The sequence below is a fragment of the Paenibacillus anaericanus genome, from assembly GCF_003994475.1.
Lineage (GTDB): Bacteria > Bacillota > Bacilli > Paenibacillales > Paenibacillaceae > Fontibacillus > Fontibacillus anaericanus.
In genome coordinates, this window is sequence record NZ_RZNY01000032.1 from 31,478 (window position 1) to 53,767 (window position 22,290).

Sequence of the window (22,290 nt, forward strand, 5' to 3'; positions counted from 1 at the left end):
GATATGGATATGTTAGTGAAGGAATCAATTTTAATGATTGGTTTTACGTTTTAATTTGAATTTTAAATGAACATTGCGTGAGAGGAAGTGTCCGCCAGGTGAGTACTTCAATTAATTTGAAAATTGATCCGGAGAAAGTTTTTGAGATTCCGATGGTCGATTTGGCTTTTATGATTTTAAAAGTAGCAAATACACCTTATTACTATCGTGACCTTATGAAAGAGGTTGCTAAGGTTCGTGGTATGTCGGAGCAAGAGTCTAGTGAAGCGATTGCGCAATTATATACGGAGATCAATATTGATGGCCGTTTTGCTTGTGTTGGCACCAACTTGTGGGGCCTGAAACGCTGGTATCCAGTTGAGAAGTCTGAAGATCCAGTTGGTAACGCCAAACGTCCACGTATTATTAACGACGACGATGACGATCTTGAAGATGATGACTTTGCAGAAGAAGAATCCTTTACTCCGGATGGAGACGGCTTTGATAAGGTCGATGACGATCAAGATGAGTTGTTTGCGGATGAAGACGAGGAAGATGTTGAAGAAGTAGAAGAAGTGGAAGATGAGGCTCTTCTAGAGGATGCAGATTTGGATGAGGATGAAGACGAACTTGCAGATGAAGAAGATTCCGAAGATGATTTGGACGATAGCGAAGAAGATAAGTAAAATAGATTTCGTATCGTTGATTACACAATAAATTTGCCACATCAAGGTATCCTGAATACCCACCCTTATTCACTTGACAGAGGCTGAGGTAACGGGTAAACTATTGCATGGGCTTATGAATCAATCCAATAAATATGATTTCTTATAAAAGTGCCCCGATCCTATTCGGGTGTCACTTTTTTGTTTTTTTATTGCCCATTTAGCTATGGATTTATAGAAAATGGGTTACGCTAATGACTCTTGGGTCACCCGCATATCAGGTTTACTACTGAGGTAGTTTTGAGCACGTACTATATATAGGAGGTTTTTTGACGGTGGCAAAATATATTTTCGTAACAGGCGGAGTCGTTTCCTCGCTCGGGAAGGGGATTACGGCCGCATCGCTGGGAAGACTGCTGAAGAACAGGGGTTTAAAGGTAACAATCCAAAAATTTGATCCCTACTTGAATGTCGATCCGGGCACAATGAGTCCGTATCAGCATGGGGAAGTGTTCGTAACCGATGATGGTGCAGAAACGGATCTTGATTTGGGTCACTATGAACGGTTTATCGACATCAACCTTTCGAAGAACAACAATGTAACAACAGGTAAAATTTATTCTTCAGTAATTGGTAAAGAGCGTCGCGGGGAATACCTGGGTGGAACAGTACAGGTTATTCCGCATATTACGAACGAAATTAAAGAACGTGTATATCGTGCCGGACGTGAAGCCGGTTCTGATGTGGTCATTACCGAAATCGGGGGCACCGTCGGAGATATTGAAAGTTTGCCATTTCTTGAAGCCATTCGCCAAATCAAGAGTGACATTGGTCGTGAGAACGTTATGTACATCCATGTTACCCTTATTCCATATATCAAAGCTGCTGGTGAAGTGAAGACGAAACCAACTCAGCACAGTGTTAAAGAACTGCGTAGTATCGGTATCCAACCAAATGTTATCGTATGCCGGACTGAGCATGAACTATCCGATGATATGAAGGCTAAGATCGCACTATTCTGTGATATAGATGCTAGTGCGGTAGTAGAATGCCGTGATGCGGATACATTGTATCAAGTACCACTTAACTTGCGTGAAGAAGGTCTCGATGAGATTGCCGTCAATCATTTGAAATTGACAACTCCTCCAGCGGATATGAGCGAATGGGAGAATCTTGTAGAGCGAATCAACAAGCTTGAGAAAACAGTTGAAATTGCTATCGTAGGAAAATATGTAGCATTACACGATGCTTATCTAAGTGTAGTTGAATCGTTATCTCATGCTGGATTTGATGCTAATGCCGATGTGAAAATTCGTTGGGTCAATGCGGAAGATATAACTGATGAGAACGTTGAGGAACATTTAGGTGGTATCGGTGGGATTCTCGTGCCAGGTGGGTTTGGTGACCGCGGTATCGAGGGTAAAATCTCAACGATCCGTTATGCACGCGAAAAGAACATTCCATTCTTCGGTATTTGCTTAGGCATGCAAGTGGCTGTTATTGAATACGCACGTTCGTTGGCTGGTCTTCCGGGTGCTAATAGCTCCGAAATCAATCCGTCAACTGAGTATCCGGTCATCGATTTGCTTCCAGAGCAGAAGGATATTGAAGACTTGGGTGGTACGATGCGTCTTGGTCTGTATCCATGTAAGCTTACTCCGGATTCACTTGCTATGCAGTGCTACGACGATGAACTTGTATACGAGAGACATCGTCATCGTTATGAGTTTAATAACACCTACCGTGAAGCAATTGAAGCAGCAGGTCTGCGGATTTCCGGTACTTCACCAGATGGACGACTTGTCGAAATCGTTGAATTGCCGAATCATCCTTGGTTCTTGGCGGTACAATTCCATCCGGAATTCACTTCCCGTCCGAACCGTCCGCAGCCACTTTTCCGCGAGTTTGTTAAAGCGGCAATTACTCACTTGTCATAAGTTCATTTCTCTGTGAATCTTCACAGTAACTTCAAACATATATCAACCCCTTTTTTCCAAAAGAAGGTATTTCCTAATTAGAGGCGAATTAGTTGTTTGGTAAGAGTTAACTCTTAGGGGGGTTCTCGTTGGAAGAGAAGAAGATATTGATTGTTGATGATCAGAACGGTATTCGAATTTTGTTGATGGAAGTATTCAGTAGTGAGGGTTACAAGACATTCCAAGCTCCCAATGGCAAAATTGCTTTGGAAATCGTCCAGAGCGACGCCCCGGACTTGGTACTGCTCGACATGAAAATTCCGGGCATGGATGGACTAGAAATACTGCGACACATCAAGGAAGCCAATCCTGAGATTAAAGTCATCATGATGACCGCCTATGGCGAGCTTAATATTATTAAGCAAGCTACTGATCTGGGTGCGCTGATGCATTTCACCAAGCCATTTGATATTGATGAAATACGCATCGCGGTCCACGAGCAGTTAAGAAGCGGATCCCTATAGAGTGGAAAGGACCCTAACAACGGGGTCCTTTTTTTTTGTGCAAAAGTATAAGATTCATTGCATAGATAAATTATAAAAGATGTTCACAAACACAATTGAAAGCTTGTTTAGTATTTTTGGCCTATTGTGATATAATGTCTTAGTGTGAATGTCGGCTAAAGATATGGATAAAACCAACACCCTTAGGAGGATTGAAATTATGCCATTAGTATCGATGAAAGACATGTTGAACAAGGCACTTGAAGGCAAATATGCAGTAGGTCAATTTAACATCAATAACCTTGAGTGGACGCAAGCAATTCTTGCTGCCGCTGAAGAAGAAAAATCACCAGTTATTCTTGGTGTATCTGAAGGTGCAGCACGCTACATGAGCGGTTTCACTACAATTGTTAAAATGGTAGAAGGTCTCATTCACGACATGAAGATTACTGTTCCTGTCGCTATCCATCTTGACCATGGTTCAAGCTTCGAGAAATGTAAAGAAGCTATCGATGCAGGATTTACTTCTGTAATGATCGATGGTTCACATCACCCAATCGAAGAAAACGTTGAAATGACTAAAAAAGTCGTTGAATATGCACATGCAAAAGGCGTTTCTGTAGAAGCTGAAGTTGGTACAGTAGGCGGACAAGAAGACGACGTTATCGGCGGAATCATGTATGCTAAACTTGAAGACTGCATCAAAATCACAGAAGCTGGTATCGATACTCTAGCTCCAGCTCTTGGTTCTGTACACGGACCTTACCATGGTGAGCCTAACCTTGGATTCAAAGAAATGGAAGAAATCTGCAACGCGATCAAACTTCCATTGGTACTTCATGGCGGAACAGGTATTCCTGAACACGACATCAAGAAATCAATCTCCTTGGGTACTTCCAAAATCAACGTAAACACTGAGAACCAAATCGTATTCGCGAAAGTTGTTCGTGAAGTACTTGCGGCACAACCAAATGCTTACGATCCACGTACCTTTATCAAACCAGGTCGTGAAGAAATCCAAAAAACAGTTGCTGGTAAAATGCGTGAGTTTGGATCCAGTAACAAAGCATAATAAACTTCTCTTCTGTGCCTGCTGACTAGAACACGGAGTGTAAGTTTGCCCGTGCTCTACCCGTTTGTCAGGCAAGTAGTTGAATAGGCAGATATGGAGAGCGCACCGCATAGCCGGTGTCTTTCCATTTTCATTGCCAAAAATGAAGGAAAATCATGTCGTTTACCGACTGCAAAATACGTAGGGGGACCCTTTAGCTTATGGAAAAACTAATGATCAGCGGCGGACGCCCGCTGCGCGGTACAGTATCGATCAGTGGTGCCAAGAACAGTGCAATTGCATTGATTCCGGCTGCAATCTTAGCAGAATCAGAAGTTGTACTTGATAATTTACCGCTTCTAAGCGATGTCGCAGTCTATGCAGAAATTCTGGAAGAATTGGGTGCGCGCGTATTTTGGGAAGGTAGTTATATGAAAATTGATCCTTCCGATATTAGATCTATTCCCATGGCCAATGGGCCTGTAAAGAAACTGCGTGCTTCATATTACATGATGGGCGCTATGTTAGGACGTTTTAAAGAGGCAACCATCGGATTGCCAGGAGGTTGTAATTTCGAACCTCGTCCGATTGATCAACATATTAAAGGGTTTGAAGCACTTGGTGCTACCGTGACGAACGAGCACGGTGCTATTCATTTGCATGCAAAAGAACTACGTGGCGCTAAAATCTACATGGATGTTAGCAGCGTAGGAGCAACAATTAACATCATGTTGGCTGCAACTCGAGCCAAAGGATCTACAATTATCGAAAATGCGGCTAAAGAGCCTGAGATTATAGATGTTGCAACACTGTTGAATTCTATGGGCGCAATTATTAAAGGCGCTGGAACGGAAACGATTAGGATTGAGGGCGTGTCTGAGCTGAAAGGCTGTCGTCATTCCATTATTCCGGATCGGATCCAAGCTGGAACGTATATGATTGCAGCGGCGGCGACGCGCGGCGATGTATTGATAGACGGCGTCATTCCGAAGCATTTAGAGGCGCTTACCGCCAAATTGATTGAAATGGGTGTTGGAGTAGAAGAATTGGATGAATCCATACGTGTTATGGGTGCTCCAAGATACGATCATGTGGATGTGAAAGCATTGATTTATCCAGGCTTTCCAACCGACGTGCAATCACCAATGACTAGTCTTTTGACTCAGGCTGAGGGTGTTAGCGTATTAAGCGACTTTGTTTATAGTAATCGTTTCAAACATGTGCCTGAACTAGTACGAATGGGTGCAAAGATTCGTGTTGAAGGGCGTTCTGCTATTATTGAAGGTGGCAAATTAAATGCGGCTAAGGTTAGAGCGGCTGATCTTCGTGCAGGGGCTGCGCTTGTCATTGCAGGATTGACCGTGGATGACGGCGTTACTGAAGTGTCTGGGGTAGAACTAATTGACCGTGGATACGACAATCTAGTAACTAATTTGCGCGCTTTGGGTGCGGACGTGTGGCGAGAAGAAGAGTAGTCTCTTGCCTAATGTCATAATTTACCACATAATTGGATATGCTAGATAGAATTGAACTAAAGACAATGGCACTCATCATCTATGTATACTAAGCTATTATGAATTCTGTCAGTACAAACTTTAGTTCAATCTATATAGTTGAGTTTATATGAAAAAATTGAATAGGTGGTTTTTACATGGATCTGCAAATTGCCGATTTGGAAGGAATGAAACTGACCGAGCTGTATAAGCTTGCGAAACAGTATCAGATTCCATACTACGGACAGTTGAAAAAGAAAGAATTGATTTTTGCTATTTTAAGAGCGCAAGCAGAACAAAGTGGACTTATGTTTATGGAAGGCGTACTTGAAATATTACCTGAGGGTTATGGATTTTTACGACCTATAAATTATTTGCCAAGTGCAGAGGACATTTATATTTCCGCTTCGCAAATACGGAAGTTTGACCTGAGAACAGGAGATTTAGTCTCTGGTAAATGCAGAACGCCAAAGGAGAACGAACGGTATTTCGGCCTTCTTCAGGTAAATGCGGTTAACGGGGAGAACCCCGCAGTGGCTGCTGAACGCCTACACTTCCCAGCATTAACTCCGCTTTACCCACAGACTAAGCTCGTGCTTGAAACATCCCCTAATCATTTATCTACCCGCATTATGGATGTACTCGCCCCAGTCGGACTCGGACAGCGTGGATTGATCGTAGCTCCGCCTAAGGCAGGGAAGACGCTGCTTCTGAAAGAAATTGCCCACAGCATTTCCACTAATCATCCCGAAATCGAGTTATTCGTATTGTTAATCGATGAGCGTCCGGAAGAAGTAACAGATATGCAGCGTTCGGTTAAAGGTGAAGTGGTTGCTTCTACATTCGATGAACTTCCAGAGAATCATATTAAAGTAGCCGAACTTGTATTACAGCGCGCTATTCGCTTAGTGGAACACAAGAAGGATGTTGTTATTTTAATGGACAGCATTACTCGTCTTGCACGGGCATATAACCTTGTTGTACCACCTTCGGGCCGGACTCTTAGCGGGGGGATTGATCCTGCAGCATTTCATCGTCCAAAGCGGTTCTTTGGCTCAGCTCGTAACGTAGAGGAAGGCGGAAGTCTAACTATTCTGGCTACCGCACTAGTAGATACGGGTTCGCGTATGGATGATATCATTTATGAAGAGTTTAAAGGAACAGGAAATATGGAACTTCACTTGGACCGCAAGCTGGCGGAACGTCGGATTTTTCCGGCTATCGATATTCGTCGCTCCGGTACTCGCCGTGAAGAAGTGTTGCTGAAGAAGGAAGAATTGGATACGATTTGGTCGATCCGTAAAAATATGAATGATTCTTACGATTTTGTGGAAGGTTTTCTGAAAAAGCTGCGAAACAGCAAGACAAATACGGAGTTCCTAGCTTCGTTCGACGCAGCAGGAAGCGCACCATCTGGAAGTAGTGGCGGAGCACGTCGCTCTGTACGTACTGCACCATCACCAGGATCTGGATCCGGATCTGGGTCTGGGTCTTAACAATCACGCCTGATTTCCCTGCTGGTGTAGGACGCATGAAGGTTAAGCGAAGAGGAGAACAACATGTATTTAGTATATGCAGATGAACGAGGACAAGTATTTGATCATCCCACGCTATTTGGATTAGCTCGTAGCGCGGATATGATTGTTGAAATTATGGAAGATGAGTTAATTCCGTTACCGGACGGGGCAACTTTAGTCGGTTTGCCGAGCACGCGTCCAATTGGTATGGACCCTGAGACTGGCGAAATGATGGCACTCCCTGGTAAGGTACAAGCTGTGGGAGCATTGCTTCCGCAAGGGTTTACTCGGCTTTGCCTTCCTGGATATGTGAAGACGGATAAAGACTATAAGCTACCGCTATTTGGTTATTCGGCTGTTGTATGGAAAGACGGCAATTTCTATGTGACTGCCCGGCTATCCGATGATCCCGAGAAGTGGAACCCGCTGAATTGCGATCCATTGGAACTAAAAGAACAGGTAAAAGTCTTAAAGTCTCGTTATCCGGAGAATCGGTTGTATGATCATTTATCTAACTGCGCATTGGAATATGAGTGCTTGACGGCCTCAAATACATTCTTGAACCGATGGGAAGGCGCAGTCCCGGTATCTTATTCATGTAATGCGGGTTGTTTCGGTTGTATTTCAGAGCAACCTGATGATAGCGGTTTTGTAGCACCACAGACCCGGATGAATTTCCGACCACGCGTGGATGAACTGGTTGAAATCATGTTGGAACATCTGAAGACACCAGAGTCGATCATCAGTTTTGGACAAGGATGCGAAGGGGAACCTTCCACCCAGGCCAAGATTATTATCGAATCGATCCGTGAAGTGCGGAAAGTGACAGATATGGGCTACATCAATATTAATACGAATGCTGGACTTAGTGATCATATTCGGGGAATCGTCGATGCCGGCCTTGATTTGATGCGGGTCAGCACGATTAGTGCCCTAGATGACCACTATAATGCTTATTACAAACCACGTGGATATACATTAGCTAACGTAGAGAAGTCACTTCGTTACGCATATGAGCAGGGTGTATACACTTCAATCAATTATTTGATTTTTCCGGGTGTAACGGACCGCGAAGAGGAATTGGAAGCGATGATCGAGTTTGCCAAGCGCTCCAAGCTTCGATTTATTCAGCTTCGCAACCTGAACATCGACCCTGAAAGCTATTTGGAACTTATTCCAAAGGCGAAGGGTGAAATACTTGGAATGAAGCAAGCTATCGAAATCTTCCAAGAGGAATTACCAGACGTAGTAATTGGTTCCTACACACATGTTCCCCCAACGGAGCTACAACGTATAAAGAAGCGTCAGTAATCCGATCTAAACTTTGCATAGAAGAGCCCTCATTCCGAGAATATAAGGAGTGAGGGCTCTTGGTTACTTATGAAGTCAGTAGAATTATGAGTAAGGCTTTGGTATAATTATTTGCTAATAAGTAGGAGATCCGGTGCACTGCAGTATCGGATTATAAAGGTGGGTGTTTCTGATATTTAATATAGATACTTGTGTTGCTTATATAACTAGTAATTCTTCGAAATTGATTACAGGCACCTTTGAACAATTATTAAATAAGAAGGGAATTACTCGGGTTCAATGGATAGCCCTATATTATTTAGGTTTACAGAGTGAAATAAATCAAAAAGAATTAGCCGATAAGATGCATATTAAAGAATCTTCTGCTGCCAGACTGATCGATCGTATGGAGAGGGAGCAGCTGGTCATCCGTGAAAGAAGTAAACAAGATCGGAGAATTATAAAGCTTATTTTAACAGATAAAGGGATGCAATATAGACAAGAGTTGCTACCTGAGGGACAGAAGTTTAATGATCTTGTTTCCAAAGATATAACAGAGGAAGAGATGCAAACCTTATTAAGGGTGTTATCAAAAATGGTTACAAATGTAGAAGCATACCCACTAGAGTAGCAGTGGATATGCTTTTTTATTATGTCGAATTCTGCCAAAAATTGACGCCATTCTATATACTTGCTATACTAACCATTAGTATTGCAATAAAATTATAGGAGGTTTTTAAATGTCTTCAAATCCAAGAGAATTGCTAAATGATTTTTTGGGCGGCTTAACTGATCTAGGTAAAACCAACGGTGCGAATGTAGAGGCATTTATGGGATTGCTAGGAGCGTCATATGAACCCGGCAAACTAGATGTTAAAACAAAAGAATTGATTAGTGTTGCTGTAGCAGGGTTTAGCCGTTGTGAATATTGCATTGTTTTCCACGTATACAAAGCACTTGAGGCAGGCGCAACACGCGAAGAGATTCTTGAATCCGCTATGGTAGCAGTGGCATTTGGTGGCGGACCGACTATGGCATATAGCGTTACTTTACTGAAAAAGTCGATCGATGAATTTGAAGGGGATTTCAAGTAACACTGCCACATCAGAGTAGCGTAGTTATAAACCTCGTGATTTTATTTATAATGTCTTGAACTTTAAGTCCGATTGTGAATAAAATCACGAAGATTTCATTCGTTTGAAAAATTAGGAGGAAGCTCACCTTGACTAACATTACTTTGGATAGTATTTCTGGCCATGCTAAGGAAGCAAAGGTTTGCAAGATATATAAACTGGAAGGGGACTCTATATCCTCCAATGATGTTTTATTTGAAATTGAGTCCAGTAAGGGAAATAAAGCCATTACTTCTAACGTTACGGGGAAAATTATTAGCATAAACGTTGAAGAAGGGAGCATGGTAAAGGTAGGAGATATTTTAGCTGAGATTGAGGGAGGAGCCGACAACAACGATCCAACGGGTGAGACGAAAAAGTTCAATTATTTTGGCAGCCTGATAAAACCACAAAAAAAAGAGCTTGAAACAGATATAGCTATTATTGGAGGCGGACCAGGCGGTTATGTGGCTGCTATTCAAGCGGCAAAGCTAGGAGCCAATGTGACATTGATTGAAAAGGAGAATGTTGGTGGCACATGTCTCAATTGGGGATGCATACCTACTAAATCTTTAGTAAGATCCTCAGAGGTGTTTAATGATTTAAAGCATGCCGAAAGCTACGGGTTACATGCTGAGCTTGTTTCAGTTGATATAAAAAAAGTGATAGATAGAAAAAATAAAATTGTGGATCAATTGGTTGATGGTATTAGATATCTGTTAGATAAACATGGTGTAACCGTAATTAAGGGTGTAGCACAGATTGTTGATGAAGCAACGATTTATGTTAAAGAAAAAAATGTTGAGTTTACAATTAAATCTAAAGACATCATTATTGCCACTGGATCAGAAACGACAGAACTTCCTATTCCGGGAATCACGCTCAAACAGGTAATAACAAGCAAAGAAGCGCTAGATTTGACGACCTTGCCGGAACGATTAGTTATTATCGGTGGCGGCGTAATTGGTATGGAGTTTGCATTCATCTTTAACAGCTTCGGCGTGAAGGTTTCTGTTGTGGAATATTTTGATCACATATTAGGCAATATTGATGCGGATATATATGAAGAAATGACACAGATCGCTAGGCAAAAAGGTATTCACATATTTACAGGTTCTAAAGTAGAGGAAATCATTGAAAGTGAACATGAGGAATGTGTTGTAGCTTTTGATAATCAAGGAACAAAGAAATTTATATGTGCGGATATGGTATTAATGGCTGCAGGTAGAACACCTTATGTAGGTGATTTAAACCTTGCGGGCTTAAATATACAATTGAATGAAAACAACAAAGGCATCAAAGTTAATGGGAAAATGCAAACAAATCTGTCAAATATATATGCAATCGGTGATGTGACAGGACATATCCAATTGGCACATGTAGCTTCACATCAAGGTATTGTTGCTGTTAACAACATTATGGGTCATGAGAGCGAAATGGATTATGCTGTGGTACCGAGTGCTATTTTTACAAGTCCAGAAATAGCAGTTGTTGGTGTTAGTGAAGCTGAAGCTTTGAGCAATGGGATAGAAATAGTTGTAGGTAAGTTTCCATTCCAAGCCAACGGTAAGGCACTTACTTTAGGAGAAAGTCAAGGATTTGTTAAACTGATTAAAGCTAAGGAAACGAATGAGATTATCGGTGGAGCTGTTATTGGGCCTCATGCAACTGATTTAATTGGAGAGATTACGTTAGCAGTTAAAAACGGGCTGACAGCGGAAAGTATTATTGAAACCATTCATGCACATCCGACAACTGCTGAATCAATCCATGAAAGTGCCTTGGCAACCGAAGGTGGTGCTTTACACTTTTTAGGATAGAGGGACCAAAAATATTTTTATAAATTACAGAATTTATTTGTGATGTATTTAATCGAATTGAGCTACAAATCCTAAAACAGGCAATTGCGTGGCATCATCTGTCGTGATATAATCAGAAAAGTGTCATGATAACTCTGTGCACGCATGAGGTACAGGGCGGAAAGAGGTGAAAGAAATGAATGAAGCAATTCAACCCAAATATAATTTGACTACAGTTACTTGCGCTTGCGGTAATACCTTCGAAACTGGTTCCGTGAAGCAAAATCTGCGTGTTGAAATTTGCTCCAACTGTCATCCATTCTTTACAGGAAAACAAAAATTCCTGGATGCTGGTGGACGCGTGGACAAGTTCAAGAAAAAATACGGCATCTAATAAGTTTTGCTGCTTAAGTAGCATCTCTAACAAATGTCAAATCCCCCACCTCTATGAGGTCGGGGGATTTTTTGTATTCTTTGAAGTGGAATACTATTTCTTAAATTCAACACTTTGGCGTACTTGAGTCCATTGGTCACTAGTGATCAGTCCGAGTCTCCACAAAGCGATACCTTTGAGATTGTATCTTTTGGCAAGACCGATCAGTGGATTCAGGGACTCCGTATTCTCATGATACATATTAAGCCCCAATACCAGTTTCGCTGGGTCGGTTTCTTTTACAGCAAGGGCAATAGCTTCATTAACCTTGTCAATAGGCTCTGGCTGATCTGTATTTTGATAATCATAGGCCATAATGATTATTTCATCCGCGATCTTACCCAGCGTCTTATAATCATACCCTTGATAAGAGGAATTTAGTGCGTGCAAGGCAAGGGATAGCTTCAAGCCATTGGCGTTGGTCTCTTTAGATAAGTCTTTGACAAAAGAGTTAAAGGACTCCCGGGTAATTGTTTTGTCCGTTGTCAGTCCAAGGCCTTCGAAGTCGAGCATAATCCCTTTAAATTTATTGTTGATAGCCGTAGATATCATTCCTGAAATGGCTTGTTTGCGAAGCTCAGCATCGTCGATGATCTTGGTCAATTCCCCATTTACATCGCCGGAGTATACCATGAGATAAGGAGTCGTGCGGGAGTCTGTAGCGCTGCTAACTAGTGTTTCAGAGGTAACATCCCCTAGAGGAGAGGGCATGTAGAAGTCTTTGCCTGTCAGAGTGAAATTTCCGTTCTCGTCAATTCGGCTCCAACCAAAGGCGACGGAATCCAAACTTGGGATAGAGCCGGCATCAGATATGGATTTGATGGCATAAAAGCCCAACGTATATAACCGCTTCTGTGGAGAAGTGATAGACACGGTACGCGTCGCTTGGTCCCATTTCACATCGGCTCCAAACTGCTGACTGAAGAAACTGAGTGGAATAAGTGTATTGCCACTAACCGATTGTGGGGCTACGTTAAGATTGACGGTGGACCCGTTAACGATAGCTTTTTTGTTATTGAGGGTTAACTGAACACGAGTTGCATTTGCTCCTTCACCTTGAACCGCATCAATAGTCTTGGTCGATTGATTCCAAGTGATTTGAATGCCAAGCGCTTCCGAAATAGCGCGGAAAGGGACCATGGTGGTTCCTTCGACAATGATTGGTTCTGTTGGGAATGATAGCGGGTAGTTGTCTAGCTGAATGCTTACCGGAGGTGCCGCATCCACTTGGTTAATATGTAACCCTGTAAGTGTTCCTGCTAATAGAGTCGTGGCTAGTAGTACTTTTCCTAATATTTTCAACAATTTCATCCTTTCTATCAAGTTCCATATTATACTATTAATATATCAAACTATTAGATGAAGTGCATTGGGTAGGAAGAGCGAATTTAGGAGGATAAGATATGAGTTTTAGAAAATGTTCGATGATCTCGTTGATCTTGATGTTATTCGTAGTGCCCCTACTCCCGGTACAAAAGGCTCAAGCCCAGACCAAGCTGTATACAGAACAGCTATTCGAAGTTAGGGACAGAGTTTCAAATAACAAGCAAGGGGACATCGCATATAACGGGGAATTCTATTTATTTTTTGACTATGGAGGGTATCTTTACAAATCTTCAGATGGCTTGACTTGGGAGGATCAGGAGCCGTACACAATGATCGATGGTGTCAAATGTGACGGTGCGTCTGGTCTCGTTCGGAGGCTCATTTTTGATGGGCAACAGTTTATTGTTCTTTATGATGGGGGTTTTTCTACCTCTAAGGACGGGGAGATCTGGGATCAACATGTAATCCCTTATACAGATGACAAAGAGTATGCCTTTCAGGATCTTCTATACATAAATGGAACCTATTATTTCTTGGCCCAAGATCGAGATAAGGACGTCAATGGTTTCTATTTTGCTGGCCCGAATCATATTCTGATTTCGAGTGATCTGAAGAGTTTTCAAAAGGCGCAATTTAAGAATATCGAGAAAAGCATCGCTGGTGAGCGGCCTCTTGATTCACTAGTAACGAACGGGAAGATTTTTCTGGCGAGCGGTAATACCTCGGCTGTTTCTAAGGATGGTAATATTTGGACAAGTAAAGGTACTAATTTCCTAGGTGGCTATAATGGGGTATGGGATGGTAAAAGGTTTCTATACGCTTATCAGAATTCCATATTCTCTACGCAGGATGGAAGCAAGACAACAGAATTGTTCTCCTTTAAAAATGCAACTTGGAATGAGAAGACAGGGAAGTATTCCAAAGATGGCTTACGCTTGTATCTGAATGTTATCGGGTATAACGGTAAAGAATATTTGGCAGCGGGCAATCACTTTGACTGGAGTTCACCGGGTCGAGCTGAGCAAGAAACCGTTTTGATCTACTCTGCGGACGGGAAAAAGTGGGAGAAGATAACGATCCCGCAAGGAGGTACTGATTTTACCAGTATCGTCCCGACCTCTTTCGGATTTTTACTCATTGGTAATAATCTATGGGCAGTAAGCTCACAACCGCTTAATAGAACAGCAGAGCCAGAGGGGCAGTAAAATCTATTTAATAGATATTATTTCAATTAAAAAAGCTTATTGGTAGTAGTTACTTTTGTCTTCAGCATCTCTAGGGTCTTTGGTTGCAATTTTGATTAGCATGAGATATAATGATTTTTACCGTGCTAGATGGGGAGGTAGCGGTGCCCTGTAACTCGCAATCCGCTATAGCGAGGTTGAATTCCTGTTAGAGGTCTTGTCGATGTGAGGTCCGGTCTTTACGGCAGACGTTGACGGACGGGTCCTCCGCAATGAGTACCTGTGAACCTGGTCAGGTCCGGAAGGAAGCAGCCATAAGCAGTTTCACTTTTGTGCCGGAGGAGAGCCTGTCCCGAGTTGCGCTTTAAAGGTGCCGCTTGGATCGCAATGATCAATAACAGGTGCACGGCTACATATTATTATGAAGATACATCTTTGTCTCAGGACAAGGATGTTTTTTTGTATGATGGATTGTCAAACCTAGTTGGATAAGGGCTAAATTCCGTGTTATCGATATCGAGTAATCTTGTGCAAAAGAGTGTTCCATAAATTTCTACATACACTTGCTGGAGAAACTCGATTAAAAGTTTTCCTCGATCCTCGAGTATAGTATAATAAGGAAGCGGCAATGCCGCTTAAGGGAAGAAAGAAGGTGCCGCATATGGAGCATATTGCGTTGTACCGTGCTTGGCGGCCACAGTCGTTCCAAGACATGGTGGGACAGCAGCATATTATCCGCACGCTGCAGAATGCGATCCGCGAGGGAAGACTGTCTCACGCTTATTTATTCTGTGGACCGCGTGGAACCGGGAAGACCAGTGCCGCAAAGATTCTGGCCAAGGCGGTCAACTGTGAAAAGGGACCCGCGCCGGAACCCTGCAACGAGTGCGATTCATGCCGCCGGATTACTTCAGGCGCCGTTATGGATGTACTTGAAATTGACGCCGCTTCCAATCGCGGGGTTGAGGAAATCCGCGATCTCCGTGAGAAAGTCAAATATGCCCCTACGGAAGTAAGACATAAGGTTTATATTATCGACGAAGTCCATATGCTGACGACCGAGGCGTTTAATGCATTACTCAAGACGCTAGAGGAACCGCCGCCGCATGTCATGTTTATTCTTGCAACTACAGAACCGCACCGTTTGCCGGCTACAGTTATTTCACGTTGCCAGCGTTTTGATTTCCGGCGGGTATCTTTAGAAGAACAAAGTGAACGTCTACAGCTTATTTGTCAGCAAGAAGGCATTACAGCTGAAGATGAAGCGATTCAGTATATTGCACGATTGTCGGATGGTGGGATGCGTGACGCACTCAGCATATTGGATCAAATAGCTTCATTTACCGATGGACATGTTTCATACCAGCAGGTGCTGGATATGACGGGAGGCATTCCTTCGGCGCAGTTTGCAGAGCTAGCCAAGACGCTACTTGAGGGCGATGTTGGCGGTATGCTGCAAATGATTGAAAGTTTCATGCAGGAGGGGAAAAGTGCCGATAAGTGCATGGAGAACCTACTGTATTATTTCCGCGATTTATTGATGATTAAGATGGTCCCAGCAGCAGAGAAGCTGACGGAGCGCGTGCTTGATCCTCAGGATTTCAGAGAGATGGCACAGGCCTTTTCGCGAAATCAATTATTTGCGATGATTGATACACTTAACCATTATCAGACAGAAATGAAGTATGCAGTACAACCGCAGATGTTGTTTGAAGTAGCATTGCTGAAGATATGTGGTATTCCACAACAAGAGCAGCATGCAGGCCATGAGAATACCACGGTTAATGTAAGTAATTCTGTTCCTAATTCTGAGGTACAGCAGCTTAAGCGCCAGTTGGCTGAGTTAGAGAAGAAGCTGGAGCGTGCCGTTCAAGGTGGTTTGGGAAGTGGAGCTGGATCAGATGCTTCAGGGGCACAATCAAACCGACCTGCAACAAGAACTGCCGCACCGAGGATATCTTCTACCGCCAAGCTCCCTTCGGGACTTGCGAGTTATGTAGCGCAGCGAAACAGCCCGGAGTTTGTAGCAGCTGAAGGTAAGTGGAATGGCGTACTACAAGCGGTTAAAGAAGAGAAAGTAACCATACACGCTTGGTTTGTGAATGGGGAACCTGTTTCCGCGCTGGAAGACTCTGTTCTGGTGGCCTTCAAAAATGATATCCACCGTGAAACCACGGAGAAGCCAGCTAACAAACAAGTAATTGAGTCAGTGATGGCACGAATACTTGGCAAGCCTTGCCGCTTGGTGACGATGATGCTGAAGGACTGGAATGATGCTGTTCAAGGGGCTGCGGAGCCAGCGAAGGAATCCCTTGAATTGGAGTTACCCTCTGAAGGTGGGGAAGGCAGTAAGGAACCTTGGGTAGATGAAGCCCTTCAGATGTTCGGCGATGATCTAGTGGTCATCAAAGAGTAATAACTATATTTAATCAGCAACATCTATACTATAATAATGAAATCGAAAAGGAGTTGTGAATGATATGAATAACATGAACCAAATGATGAAGCAAGTGAAGAAAATGCAAGAGCAAATGTTGAAGGCCCAAGAGGAGCTCGGCGATAAAGTCATTGAGGGTAGCGCAGGTGGTGGCGTAGTTACAGTACAAGTGAATGGTCACAAAAAAGTGATCTCTCTGAACATCAAACCAGAAGCTGTAGATCCAGAAGATGTTGAAATGCTACAGGATTTAGTTCTCACAGCAGTGAACGACGCTCTAACCAAAGCTGAAGAGCTAGCAAACCAAGATATGGGTAAATTTACAGGCGGAATGAAGATTCCAGGACTGTTTTAATCCACAACTGAAGGAGACCGCCCATTGTATTATCCAGAACCGATCGCGAAGCTGATCGACGCATTTACCCATTTGCCAGGAATCGGACCTAAGACGGCCGCGAGGCTGGCTTTTCACGTGCTGCGCATGAAAGAGGATGACGTTATCGATTTCGCCAAAGCCTTGGTTAGTGTGAAGCGAAATCTTCATTACTGCTCCGTCTGCTGCAACATTACGGATTGTGATCCCTGTCGGATTTGTCAGGACAAGACTAGGGATGCCTCTATAATTTGTGTGGTTCAAGACTCCAAGGATCTGGTTGCCATGGAACGGACGAAAGAATTTAACGGCTACTATCATGTGTTGCAAGGAGCTATCTCTCCTATGGAGGGGCTAGGTCCGGACGATATCCGGCTGAAGGAACTGCTAACTCGATTGAGCGATGAGCGAGTGAAAGAATTGATTATGGCTACCAATCCCAACATTGAGGGAGAGGCGACGGCTATGTATATTTCTCGCCTTGTCAGACCGTTTAATATAAGTGTTACACGGATTGCTCATGGACTACCTGTTGGTGGTGACTTGGAATACGCAGATGAAGTAACGCTCTCCAAGGCACTAGAAGGCCGCCGCGAATTGCATTAACACCTATTACAAGAAGAACCTTGACCCGAATAAATAATCGGGATCATGGTTCTTTTTTTTGTTGCAAGAAGGTATAAGTTCGCGTTGATTTATCCTCTTTTAGTTCTAAGTTTGTCCTTTCATCGATACAAATGAAATAACTGGATGAAGGGGAGTGACAGAGAGTGGGACAATGGAGAGCACTAATAGCAAGATGGAGATCGGCACCGCAGGAGGATAGTGATTTCATATACAAAAAACAACTATACCAAGAAGTTAGCAAAGCCAGAGAAGAGTGGGAGCGGGCATACCAGGCTTTTCAGGCGGCTGTTGAAAGTGACGAAGTTGATGTAGCTATTTATACACTTGAAGCGGCAGAGAGACGGTATCAGATACAGCTCAAGATTGCTAAGGGAGCAAACTTGAATTGGAATATTTTCAAGCAAAGATAAACTTTAAGATACTTTTATGAGAGAAATACTTTAGAAAGGACAAGTGTGATGATGAAATTGGTACTGGTGGGTGTATTAGTTGTTTCGTTGATCTTGTTATTATATATTTTATTTGTCAAAAAACTGGGGTTCGCCTGGCTCACTCGTTTGGGCTTTCATGTTGTGCTTGCTGCACTAGGAATATACCTTGTTAATTTTTCAGGTTTGTTCACCGAAGTGTATATCCCGTTAAATCCTGTAACTATGAGTACAGCGCTGGTTTTAGGACTGCCTGGGGTCGCTTTATTGGTTGGATTAAAAATGACTATAGTTTGAAATGAGAAGAATAAAACTCGATAAACCCTATTAGGGCTCATCGAGTTTTATTTGTGTTTGCAATTTGTATTCTTTTTATAAGTTTGTCGATACCTTAATGGAGATTCACTAGTGATTTTTCGGAATAAAGCATGGAAAAATTTCATATCTGAATATCCGACTTCTTCTGCAATTTGCCTCACTGACCAATCGGTATGTACAAGGAGCTCGCAGCTTTTGAGAATACGGACATGTTGGATATAACGATTAAAGGTTTTGCCTGTAGCTTGTTTGAACATAATCTGAAATTGTCTGACACTCATAAAAGCTTTCTCTGCTAGCATTTCCAAAGTTAAATGTTCCTTGTAGTTGCTATGTAGTAGTTCCAGTGCATCTTGCATTCTTTCTGCCACCATAGTAGCAGATTCGGTATAAGAGCCAATATCGTTTTCACTAGCGAGACGGTCAAGCACTATAAATATTTGGAGCACCAATGAACGAATCAATACTCTATAGTTGCTTCCACGATTGTAGTACTCTAAGTAGGCTTCATTAAATAAATGATTCAGCCTATTACGGTTATCTCTGAACTGGTACCAATATCCTTCTCCTGCACATGTTCGAGTAATCATTTCATATAGACGGGAGTCTGCCGGAAAGTTATTTAGTAATTCCTGAAGAGCCTCTAATTTGAATATACAGTTGCATACAACAAGTGGGTGTGAGGTTCGGGCAGAGACAGGACGAAACACGTGTACAGTACCTACCGGCAGAAGGAATACATCTCCTTTTTGGACCGGATATGATTTTTTGTCAATAAAGTGATGCCCCTGTCCTTCCTCTACCAGGCAGAGTTCCACGAAATCGTGTATATGTTCTCGAAGGTGGAATGCCTCGACTTCACGGTTTAAGTAGATAGGAAAGTCATCCTCGAAAAAACGAGTTCCTCTTAATTCAAAAACCACCTGAAAGCGCCTCCATATATGAGCAGTATTTTAAGAGATATGTATAAATCTTATATTATCCATAGTTTTATGCAAAGATCAAGGTGAGAAATAACTCTACATAATACCCCTCGTTATTATGCAAGATCGACCTATAAATGTCCGCCCCATGTCCCCTATACTGTGAGTGATTAGAAACAAGCGACTCACAAATACATCTTTATGAGGAACAACATAAGGGGGAGGAGATAGAGAAATTATGGGAATTAATGTGGTGCGACTGTTAGTAGAGGATGAAATTAATCCTCTGGTTATCGGGACTGATCGCCCCAGATTCAGCTGGAATATAGAACCAGATTATCCAAATAAACAATGGAATCTCATCCAATATGCCTATCGTATATTGGTAGCCGACAACGAAGAGCTTTTAACGGAAGATAACGGGAATATGTGGGACAGTGGTAAGGTTATTAGTGACCTTTCCATCTATATTACGTATAACGGTATGGCTTTGTCTCCGGGAACACGCTATTTCTATAAAATTCAAACTTGGCATAGTGATGATGAATATTGTGGATGGAGCGATGTTGGCGAGTTTGGAACGGGATTGTCTACGCAGGACTGGTCTGGGGATTGGGTTGGAAGATTGGATCGAGAGGAAAAGGAACTTGTCCCGGCTAGTTATTTGCGTCAGGAGTTGTTTGTGGGCAAGCCCATCGTTAGAGCTGTGTTATATGCAACGGCACTAGGAACCTACGAGACATGGTTTAATGGTTATCGCGTAGGGGATCACATATTGGCTCCTGGATGGACGGATTATTCACAGAGAGCATTCTATCAGGCCTTTGATGTGACGAATATTTTACATGAAGGCGATAATGCATGGGGGATCATATTGGGCACAGGCTGGTATTCAGGTAATATCGGCATGATGGGAACGCGTATATACGGTAAACACCCAAGCTGTCTTATGCAATTGCAGATTGAATATCAGGATGGAACTAACGAAATCTTCTGCACTGATCGTAGTTGGAGAATAAGTGAAGGTCCAATCCTATATTCAGACATGATTAAAGGGGAAAGTTATGATTCGCGGCTTGAACACGAGGGTTGGACCTTACCAGGGTTCAATGACTCAGAATGGAACTCGGCGGATACATTTGAATCCTATAATGGGGTATTACAACCGCAAAATGGCCCACCAGTACGTATAATAAAAGATGTAGCGCCTATATCGAGTTATGTGACAGAGCGTGGGACCACAATATATGACTTCGGACAGAATATTACGGGTTGGACAGCAATTACTGTACGTGGTATTGCCGGCAGTCGTATCTCGATCAATCATGCTGAAATGCTGGATCAGGATGGTTCTCTCTATACCTTGAATTTACGTAGGGCAGTTCAGATTTGTCACTATGTACTGAATGGAGAGGATAATCAATGTTTCCAGCCGCACTTTACCTTTCATGGATTCAGATATATAGAGATTGAAGATTTGAATAAGGACATAACAGTGATATCAATTTCGGCTAAAGTGATACATTCGGATACGCCTTTAACTGGTGAATTAACGACTTCAGATGAACTTGTTAATAAGCTCATTTCCAATATTCAATGGGGACAAAGGGGAAATTTTCTGTCGGTTCCTACAGATTGTCCGCAACGGGATGAGCGGCTAGGTTGGACTGGTGATGCTCAAATATTTGTAAGGACAGCCTCTTACAATATGAATGTCGCAGGTTTTTTCCGTAAATATATGGTGGATGTTCTGGATGCGCAGTCTCCAGAAGGAGCATTTCCCGATGTTGCACCAGATGCAGGTTGGAAGGTGTACAAGGGTATCAGTAGCTCCAAATGGTTTGCTCCAGATAATGCTGGTTGGGGCGATGCTGGCGTTATTATTCCATGGACGATTTATCTTATGTATGGTGATCTAGAGATATTAAGAACAAGTTATACTGCGATGAAGCGCTGGATCGATTATTTAAAGAAGAACAGTGATGGATTGATAAGACCCGATTACGCCAATCATGCAGATTGGTTATCCGTTGGTGCAGATACCCCTAAAGATGTACTCGCAACAGCATATTTTGGCTATAGTACCGCTTTGTTCGCTCGTATTGCGAAGGTGCTTGGCAATCATGATGATGAGAGGGAATACCGGCAATTATTTGAACAGATTAGGGAATCATTCATTCGTGCTTATGTCTCTGCGGATGGAACAATCAAGGGTGATACACAAACGGTATATGTACTGGCGCTTTATTTCGATCTACTTACACCAGAATTCAAGCAAAAATCAGCTAAGCGGCTGGAAGAACTCATTGTCAGCAATGGCGATCGACTAAGTACAGGGTTTCTGGGTGTAGGATACCTGCTTCCTGTACTAACTGAGAATGGTTTGGGTGATCTGGCATATCGATTGCTTCATCAAGAGCAGTTTCCATCATGGTTGTATTCAGTAAAGCACGGTGCTACGACAATATGGGAACGATGGGACGGATGGACAGAAGAGAAAGGTTTCCAGTCCCCATCAATGAATTCTTTTAATCATTATTCTTTGGGTTCAGTGGGTGAATGGCTGTACAGATATGTAGTCGGCATAGAACCAGATGATGAGCAGCCTGGATTCAAAAAAATCAAGATTGAACCTCATCCTGGAGGGAAGTTAGTTTCTATTAATAGTAAATATCAGTCTCCCTACGGTGAAATTAGGGTTGAATGGTCTCGAGACAAGGATAGATTTCATATGTCCGTGAACCTCCCGGTAAACACGCATACAGAGCTTCGTATTCCAGGTGAAGTTATTCTAGCAAATGGACCTGCGCAATTCATAGGAACTGAACAAAACCGATCTATATTTAATGTGGGCTCTGGGAGCTACACTTTTGAAAGTGTGATATCTTCAGAGAATTTTTACAGAATAAGCTGAGT

The 22,290-nt window shown here is 42.6% G+C and carries 20 protein-coding genes and 1 other RNA gene; 19 read left to right on the top strand and 2 right to left on the bottom strand.

Going from position 1 to position 22,290, the window contains the following annotated elements; translation table 11 throughout:
* Positions 1-98 precede the first annotated feature (98 nt).
* The 11 genes from rpoE (at position 99) to rpmE (ending at position 11,719) form a co-directional block, all read left to right on the top strand.
* Positions 99-665 carry a DNA-directed RNA polymerase subunit delta gene (gene rpoE / locus EJP82_RS24035; RefSeq protein ID WP_127194606.1) on the top strand — a complete coding sequence of 189 codons (567 nt, stop codon included), beginning with the start codon at positions 99-101 and terminating at the stop codon, positions 663-665.
* Between the two features lie 314 nt (positions 666-979).
* Complete coding sequence (locus EJP82_RS24040) at positions 980-2,581, top strand: CTP synthase (RefSeq protein ID WP_127194607.1); 1,602 nt, start codon at positions 980-982, stop codon at positions 2,579-2,581.
* Between the two features lie 128 nt (positions 2,582-2,709).
* Positions 2,710-3,084, top strand: coding sequence for a response regulator (locus tag EJP82_RS24045; RefSeq protein WP_127194608.1), 375 nt, complete (start codon positions 2,710-2,712; stop codon positions 3,082-3,084).
* A gap of 199 nt (positions 3,085-3,283) precedes the next feature.
* Complete coding sequence (fba, locus tag EJP82_RS24050) at positions 3,284-4,135, top strand: class II fructose-1,6-bisphosphate aldolase (protein ID WP_127194609.1); 852 nt, start codon at positions 3,284-3,286, stop codon at positions 4,133-4,135.
* Positions 4,136-4,335: 200 nt separating this feature from the next.
* Positions 4,336-5,589 (top strand): UDP-N-acetylglucosamine 1-carboxyvinyltransferase, encoded by a 1,254-nt coding sequence (locus EJP82_RS24055; RefSeq protein ID WP_127194610.1) that lies wholly within the window; start codon positions 4,336-4,338, stop codon positions 5,587-5,589.
* Positions 5,590-5,765: 176 nt separating this feature from the next.
* On the top strand, positions 5,766-7,103 hold the full coding sequence (gene rho, locus EJP82_RS24060) for a transcription termination factor Rho (RefSeq protein ID WP_127194611.1): 1,338 nt from the start codon (positions 5,766-5,768) through the stop codon (positions 7,101-7,103).
* 63 nt (positions 7,104-7,166) lie between these two features.
* Positions 7,167-8,435: a radical SAM family protein gene (locus tag EJP82_RS24065; protein ID WP_127194612.1), complete on the top strand. Its 1,269-nt coding sequence runs from the start codon at positions 7,167-7,169 to the stop codon at positions 8,433-8,435.
* Between the two features lie 163 nt (positions 8,436-8,598).
* Positions 8,599-9,045 carry a MarR family winged helix-turn-helix transcriptional regulator gene (locus EJP82_RS24070; protein WP_211350269.1) on the top strand — a complete coding sequence of 149 codons (447 nt, stop codon included), beginning with the start codon at positions 8,599-8,601 and terminating at the stop codon, positions 9,043-9,045.
* Between the two features lie 109 nt (positions 9,046-9,154).
* A complete protein-coding gene (locus EJP82_RS24075; protein ID WP_127194613.1) occupies positions 9,155-9,508 on the top strand; it encodes a carboxymuconolactone decarboxylase family protein in 354 nt (117 codons plus the stop codon).
* A 128-nt stretch (positions 9,509-9,636) separates the two neighbouring features.
* A complete protein-coding gene (gene lpdA / locus EJP82_RS24080) occupies positions 9,637-11,346 on the top strand; it encodes a dihydrolipoyl dehydrogenase (RefSeq protein ID WP_127194614.1) in 1,710 nt (569 codons plus the stop codon).
* Positions 11,347-11,521: 175 nt separating this feature from the next.
* Positions 11,522-11,719 (top strand): 50S ribosomal protein L31, encoded by a 198-nt coding sequence (gene rpmE / locus EJP82_RS24085; protein WP_127194615.1) that lies wholly within the window; start codon positions 11,522-11,524, stop codon positions 11,717-11,719.
* 93 nt (positions 11,720-11,812) lie between these two features.
* Here the strand turns inward: rpmE and EJP82_RS24090 are convergent, their stop codons facing one another.
* Positions 11,813-13,060 (bottom strand): stalk domain-containing protein, encoded by a 1,248-nt coding sequence (locus EJP82_RS24090; RefSeq protein ID WP_127194616.1) that lies wholly within the window; start codon positions 13,058-13,060, stop codon positions 11,813-11,815.
* Positions 13,061-13,161: 101 nt separating this feature from the next.
* Here EJP82_RS24090 and EJP82_RS24095 point away from each other — a divergent pair, with 101 nt between their 5' ends.
* The 7 genes from EJP82_RS24095 to EJP82_RS24125 all read left to right on the top strand — a co-directional run bounded on the left by EJP82_RS24095 (position 13,162) and on the right by EJP82_RS24125 (position 18,430).
* Positions 13,162-14,289 (top strand): hypothetical protein, encoded by a 1,128-nt coding sequence (locus tag EJP82_RS24095; RefSeq protein ID WP_127194617.1) that lies wholly within the window; start codon positions 13,162-13,164, stop codon positions 14,287-14,289.
* A 120-nt stretch (positions 14,290-14,409) separates the two neighbouring features.
* An RNA gene (gene ffs, locus EJP82_RS24100) (signal recognition particle sRNA large type) lies at positions 14,410-14,677 on the top strand.
* A 252-nt stretch (positions 14,678-14,929) separates the two neighbouring features.
* Entirely contained in the window at positions 14,930-16,684 is a 1,755-nt protein-coding gene (dnaX, locus tag EJP82_RS24105) for a DNA polymerase III subunit gamma/tau (RefSeq protein WP_127194618.1), read from the top strand.
* A 64-nt stretch (positions 16,685-16,748) separates the two neighbouring features.
* Positions 16,749-17,060 (top strand): YbaB/EbfC family nucleoid-associated protein, encoded by a 312-nt coding sequence (locus tag EJP82_RS24110; RefSeq protein ID WP_127194619.1) that lies wholly within the window; start codon positions 16,749-16,751, stop codon positions 17,058-17,060.
* A 24-nt stretch (positions 17,061-17,084) separates the two neighbouring features.
* Complete coding sequence (gene recR, locus EJP82_RS24115) at positions 17,085-17,684, top strand: recombination mediator RecR (protein WP_127194620.1); 600 nt, start codon at positions 17,085-17,087, stop codon at positions 17,682-17,684.
* 164 nt (positions 17,685-17,848) lie between these two features.
* Positions 17,849-18,115 (top strand): DUF2508 family protein, encoded by a 267-nt coding sequence (locus EJP82_RS24120; RefSeq protein ID WP_127194621.1) that lies wholly within the window; start codon positions 17,849-17,851, stop codon positions 18,113-18,115.
* A gap of 51 nt (positions 18,116-18,166) precedes the next feature.
* Complete coding sequence (locus EJP82_RS24125) at positions 18,167-18,430, top strand: pro-sigmaK processing inhibitor BofA family protein (protein ID WP_127194631.1); 264 nt, start codon at positions 18,167-18,169, stop codon at positions 18,428-18,430.
* A 47-nt stretch (positions 18,431-18,477) separates the two neighbouring features.
* On the opposite strand, the gene EJP82_RS24130 is transcribed toward EJP82_RS24125, so the two are convergent.
* Complete coding sequence (locus tag EJP82_RS24130; RefSeq protein ID WP_127194622.1) at positions 18,478-19,374, bottom strand: AraC family transcriptional regulator; 897 nt, start codon at positions 19,372-19,374, stop codon at positions 18,478-18,480.
* Between the two features lie 238 nt (positions 19,375-19,612).
* On the opposite strand from EJP82_RS24130, the gene EJP82_RS24135 reads away from it, so the two are divergent.
* Entirely contained in the window at positions 19,613-22,288 is a 2,676-nt protein-coding gene (locus tag EJP82_RS24135; protein ID WP_127194623.1) for an alpha-L-rhamnosidase, read from the top strand.
* The last annotated feature ends 2 nt before the right edge of the window (positions 22,289-22,290 follow it).